General features: G+C 56.3%; 5 protein-coding genes and 2 pseudogenes. 4 read left to right on the top strand and 3 right to left on the bottom strand.

What is annotated here, in order from left to right:
* The first annotated feature begins 598 nt into the window (after nucleotides 1-598).
* The 3 genes from ACMX3H_RS16885 (at nucleotide 599) to umuC (ending at nucleotide 2,991) form a co-directional block, all read left to right on the top strand.
* Nucleotides 599-958, top strand: a complete 360-nt coding sequence (locus tag ACMX3H_RS16885) for a S24 family peptidase (protein WP_415211645.1) — start codon at nucleotides 599-601, stop codon at nucleotides 956-958.
* A gap of 342 nt (nucleotides 959-1,300) precedes the next feature.
* Complete coding sequence (umuD, locus tag ACMX3H_RS16880) at nucleotides 1,301-1,720, top strand: translesion error-prone DNA polymerase V autoproteolytic subunit (protein WP_415211644.1); 420 nt, start codon at nucleotides 1,301-1,303, stop codon at nucleotides 1,718-1,720.
* A 2-nt stretch (nucleotides 1,721-1,722) separates the two neighbouring features.
* Nucleotides 1,723-2,991 carry a translesion error-prone DNA polymerase V subunit UmuC gene (umuC, locus tag ACMX3H_RS16875; RefSeq protein WP_415211643.1) on the top strand — a complete coding sequence of 423 codons (1,269 nt, stop codon included), beginning with the start codon at nucleotides 1,723-1,725 and terminating at the stop codon, nucleotides 2,989-2,991.
* A gap of 109 nt (nucleotides 2,992-3,100) precedes the next feature.
* Here the strand turns inward: umuC and ACMX3H_RS16870 are convergent.
* The 3 genes and pseudogenes from ACMX3H_RS16870 to ACMX3H_RS16860 form a co-directional block, all read right to left on the bottom strand.
* A pseudogene (locus ACMX3H_RS16870) lies at nucleotides 3,101-3,773 on the bottom strand (Qnr family pentapeptide repeat protein).
* Between the two features lie 217 nt (nucleotides 3,774-3,990).
* Entirely contained in the window at nucleotides 3,991-4,257 is a 267-nt protein-coding gene (locus ACMX3H_RS16865; protein WP_415211646.1) for a hypothetical protein, read from the bottom strand.
* Nucleotides 4,258-4,327: 70 nt separating this feature from the next.
* A pseudogene (locus tag ACMX3H_RS16860) lies at nucleotides 4,328-4,762 on the bottom strand (Putrescine importer PuuP); the annotation flags it as partial.
* A 91-nt stretch (nucleotides 4,763-4,853) separates the two neighbouring features.
* Here ACMX3H_RS16860 and ACMX3H_RS16855 point away from each other — a divergent pair.
* Nucleotides 4,854-5,192: transposase (locus ACMX3H_RS16855; RefSeq protein ID WP_415211642.1), on the top strand; the 339-nt coding region annotated here is incomplete at its 3' end.

Genomic DNA, 5,192 nt, shown 5'->3' with positions numbered 1-5,192 from the left:
TCACTCAAACTGGGATGAAAATAAAATTTATTAAAATCAATACAATGTGAAAATGCAATGAGCATAAGCGTGTAACGTAGGTTTACTGTCTCATACAACAAACCCACCAATAATTCAAGACGTCTTCCACGGGGCGCTTACCTTAAAGACGCGTTTAGCCAGTTTGCCGTCGCGATGTCGGCGAATTATGCGGCTCGGCTCGGGGTCGCACGCAACGCTGAAGAGGTGGGGGAGGCTATCGTGGATATCATCTACGGCGATGAGGCCACGTTGGAGAGGAATTTACTGTTGAGCTATGAATTGTACCTCTATTGCAGCCGATCACCCGGGCCGGCGATTGTCCGCCGTTATCCTTTGTCTGCCGCCAACCTCCAACGCCCACTGCCTGGCGCCTATTGTTTTCTTGTCTTACTTTCGTCATATACCGCTTATCGCCGGCATTGGCGGCGAAAATGCGGCGCCGGCGGGAATTTTGGGCATGTGGGAACGAATTTGTCCGAACTACATTGGTTGCAAGTGCTCACTTACTTCACAGGGTCCGCCGTTTATACTAGCCTATATATATATATATATATACATAACCAACAAGGCGGKCGCGATGAATGAACGTCCTTCTACCCTGGCGAATAACGGACATCGGGTTCTGCTGGAGACCCTCTACTATGGCGAAGCAAACGCCACCTATTTGATGCGCGCCTGCGAGGCGAGCGTCACCTGCGGCATCCGCGCCGGCGCGCTACTGGTGGTCGACCCGGCTGCGGAGTCGCGGGACGGCAGTATTGTGGTCATCCAAACCGGCGAAGATCTCTCCTTGCGGCGGCAGCGGCCGGAGAAATACCTGGAAAATCTTGACGCGCCGGACGACATCCTGCAGTGGCCGGATGACGATACCGTACAAAGCGGTATTATCTGCTGGGGAATTTTAATCTATACGGTGAACGGCGAGTCGGCACAATAGTAAAATAATCATAATCAATTCCTTCTGCCGGATGTGCGCTCGTCTCTCTTTTTTCCGGAGAGAGGGCGTGAAAAAGAATTTATCCGCGCTTCTTTTAACCCCGCTTTTTCTTGTCCTGTACCGCTGCGTTTACAATAATCGCCGTGAGTGATTATGCGCTGGATTAACAGCTATTCCGGCGCATTGCGCCTTTTATTGTCGTGACCGCTTGCGGCAATAAAATTATAATTTTCGCCGCTTCAAGCACCTACCGTTTGTCGCTCCGGCTTCGCTTCACAAGTCTAATACTCCATGTTTACACTGTATGAAAACACAGTAAAGAAACATTCGGAGTCATGAAGTATGCTCTTTTTTCGCGCAGATGATGCCGCCGGCATTATGCCGCTTTCCCTGTTTGTCGAACGAGTGCCGGCCGGCTTCCCCAGCCCGGCGCAGGATTATATTGAGAACCGTATTGATCTTAACCAACTCTGCGTTAGTCATCCGGCCGCCACCTATTTTGTGCGCGTCACCGGCGATTCGATGATAGAAGGGTTTATTAATGAAGAGGATATGCTGGTGGTGGATTGTTCTATTACCGCCCGCCACGGGCAAATTGTTATCGCATCGGTAGGGGGCGAGTTTACCGTCAAACAGCTGCAGCTTACCCCGGTGTCGCGTTTAATCCCGATGAACCCCGCTTATCGGCCAATACCGATTCGGGATGAGGACAATATCGAAATTTTCGGCGTTGTGACCTTTATTATTCATTCGGCACCCTGATCATGTTTGCGCTAGCGGATGTCAATTCCTTCTATGCATCCTGTGAAACGGTTTTCCGGCCTGATTTGCGCGGGACGCCGGTGGTGGTATTAAGCAATAATGACGGTTGCGTGATCGCCCGCTCCGCCGAGGCTAAACGGCTCTGCATCAAAATGGGCGTGCCGTACTTCCAGATGCGCGAATTATGCCGGCGTCACCGCATTGCCGTCTTCTCCAGTAACTACGCGCTGTATGCCGATATGTCCCACAGGGTGATGTCCATCTTGGAAGATATGGCGCCGGCGGTGGAGATTTACTCCATTGATGAAGCCTTCATGAAACTGGCCGGCGTTGATCGCTGCGTTGATCTCACGGCCTTCGGCCACAGCGTCAAGCGGCGGGTTCATCAATGGACTAACCTCCATGTCGGCATCGGCATCGCGCCGACGAAAACCCTGGCGAAGCTCGCCAACCATGCCGCCAAAACCTGGCATAAAACCGGCGGTGTGGTGGATCTTTCCTCCCGCGAGCGGCAGCGCAAACTGATGGCGCTGGTGCCGGTGGATGAGGTGTGGGGAGTGGGGCGGCGCATCGGCAAAGCGCTGAATGCGTTGGGCATCAATACTGCGCTCCAGCTGGCGGACAGCCATAGCGCCTTTATTCGCAAACATTTTAACGTGGTGCTGGAACGCACCGTGCGCGAACTGCGCGGCGAGTCTTGTCTGGCGCTGGAGGAGTTTGCGCCGGTCAAGCAGCAGATTGTCAATTCCCGCTCCTTCGGCGAGCGGGTGAGCGACTATATCGCGCTGCGCGAAGCGGTTTGCGCCTACACCGAGCGCGCCGCGGAAAAGCTGCGCGCCGAGCGGCAATATTGCCGCATGGTGGCGGTATTCATTAAAACCAGCCCCCACACGCCGGGAGAGGTGTATTACGGCAATCAGGCCAGCGGCAAACTGCCCGTTCCTACCTTTGATACCCGCGATATCGTTAATCTGGCCACCGACTGTCTGGATCGTATTTTCGTACCGGGGCTGCGCTATCAGAAGGCCGGCGTGATGCTGGGTGACTTTTATAGCAAGAACGTGGCGCAATTACCCCTGTTCGATGACCACCAGCCCCGCGCCAATAGCGAGGTGCTGATGGCGGCGCTGGATGAGATCAATCACTCCGGCAGGGGCAAAGTGTGGTTTGCCGGACAGGGGATACAGCGCGGTTGGCAGATGAAGCGGCAGATGCTGTCGCCGGCCTATACCACGCGTGTCGCGGATCTGCCGGTGGTGAAAGCTAACTGAGCCGGCCGCCGCCCTGTGTCGGCGACGGGGAGGAGCGCGTTATTGCCGCCGTCTAAGGCGTCCGACGGCGGCCTTTGTGATGACGGCGAGGAGGAGCAGGGTATTGCCGTCACCGAAGGCGACGGCGCCGTTTCAGGGCGCATCCACCACCAGAATGCCAAGCTGGTGCGCCAAGGTCGGCCAACTGCCAGCTCTCCAGCTTGACCCCCTCCAGGTTCACCCGGCGGATATCGAGGCAGCCCAGGTCGGCATTGGTCAGATCGCAATGGGTGAAATCAGCCGTCTGCCAGTCTATCTGGTTCAGCTCGCCCCCCGAAAGATCAGAGCCGCGAAAATTAGCGCCGGTCAGCACCGCGCCAGCGGTTGCTCATCAATTCGCATTTTTCCAGCGTCTGCCGGCTGAAATTGCAGTAACTCAGATTGCTTTTAGTGATGTAAGCGCGGCAGAAGAACCGGCGCCGGCCAAGGCTGTTCATAAAATTGGCATCGCGAAAATCCGCGCCCTGGACTTTGCATTCGCGAATTTCCAGGCCGAGCGCGTCGGCATAGCGGAAATCCGCCAGTGATAAATCGCAGCCGACAAAGCTGGCGTCACGCAGCAGCGCGTGGCTGGAATTGCAGTCGCTGTGGATATCATCATCATAAAAACGGCAGTTCAGAAACTGGCTGTCGGTCAGATCGGCTCGGGAAAAATCACAGCCCGAAAAGTGCAGGTCGCGCACGATCTGGCCGGTGAACCGGTCGCGGGCAATGGCGATGGCAGACAACGTGGTTTCATTCATACTGTTTCTCTGTCGTTGAGCGATGACGGGCGGCCAGTCTAACATTTCCGGCGCGGCCCGCTGAAGGGGGCACGCGCCGTTGCCGCGCCGCCATCGGCCCTCACCATCGGCGCAGGGCAGGGTCGACGGCCGGTTACTCCGGGTCCCCGCCCGCATGCAGCGCCAGCCGTTTGTTGCCCAAGCGCAGCCACAGCAGGCGCAGCGCGCCCAGCGCCAGTCAGGCGGAACCGAGCATGATGGCGGTGCGATCCAAACTTATCAGCAGCCATAAAGAGGACAGGGCGCTGAGCGCCGGAGCCACCAGATAACGTAGCGCGTCCCAGCCGCCGCGGCGCTTTAACAGCAGATAATAGTGGCCAATGACCGATAAATTGACCAAGGTAAACGCCAGAAAGGCGCCGAAGTTGATAAACGAGGTGGAAGTGGTCACGTTCATCATCAGCGCCAGCAGCGCGACCGTCGCGCACAGCGCAATGGCGTTCACCGGCGTGGTAAAACGGCCTAGCCCGTCCGAGCAGGCGGGGCAGCACGCCGTCGCAGCCCAGGCTGTAAAGCATCCGGCTGGTGCTGGCCTGGGCGGAGATACCAGAGGAGAACTGGCCGAATACCAGTCCTATCATAAACAGCGTGACGAATACATCGCCACCGATATTACCGGCAATTTCAAACGCCGCGCAGGAATGGGCGTTCTGAAACGTCGCGCCGGGATGGGCCAACTGCACGCACCAGGCAACGACGATAAAGAGAATGCCGCCACTAAGGGTGATAAGCATTATCATCGCGTGCGGGATGCTGCACTGAGAATCGAGCGTTTCGCCGGCCAGGGTGGTAATGGCATCGAATCCCAGGAAGGAATAACAGGCCACGGCGGCGGCGGCGATCAAGATCGGCAAAAGCTGATCGCGCTTGTCGAGAAACGGCGCCAGACTCCAAAACGGCCGCGAGGCGTCACCCCAGATGTAATGTATCGCCAGCGTCGCGAAGGCCACCACAATCGTAAGCGTACGCCCAGCGCCGTCTGTTAATTCCCCATCAAGTTATTGAAGATGATGTCCATTATTTTTTTAATGGGCGMAATTCATGAAACAAACCCCACCAAAACCCTCAAGACGTCGTCCCAATTTCCCGCTGGACTTTAACATTAAGCTGGTTGAGCAGGCGCTCCAGCCCGACGTATCCATTGCCAAGTTGGCACGGGATAACGGTATCAATGACAATTTGCTGTTCAACTGGCGCCAGCTCTACCGTCAGGGCAAGTTCGGTGTCCAACCTAAAATCTCCACTACACAGCAGGCTGAGCTACTGGCGGTTACACTCACCGCCGAACCATCACCCTTACGTTCTCCTTTACCCTCTGCCGAACCCGTTACTTGCGACATTGAGTTCACCGGTGCCCGGTTACGGCTGGCCGGCAATCTG

Origin of the sequence: Sodalis sp. (in: enterobacteria), from assembly GCF_047607725.1 — a bacterium.
GTDB lineage: Bacteria > Pseudomonadota > Gammaproteobacteria > Enterobacterales > Enterobacteriaceae > JBLKSS01.
This window is presented reverse-complemented; position numbering and strand designations above follow the sequence as displayed.

Coding starts and splice junctions, on each gene's coding strand:
- ACMX3H_RS16885 (WP_415211645.1), top strand. CDS start 599: ATGAATGAACGTCCTTCTACCCTGGCGAATAACGGACATCGGGTTCTG.
- umuD (WP_415211644.1), top strand. CDS start 1,301: ATGCTCTTTTTTCGCGCAGATGATGCCGCCGGCATTATGCCGCTTTCC.
- umuC (WP_415211643.1), top strand. CDS start 1,723: ATGTTTGCGCTAGCGGATGTCAATTCCTTCTATGCATCCTGTGAAACG.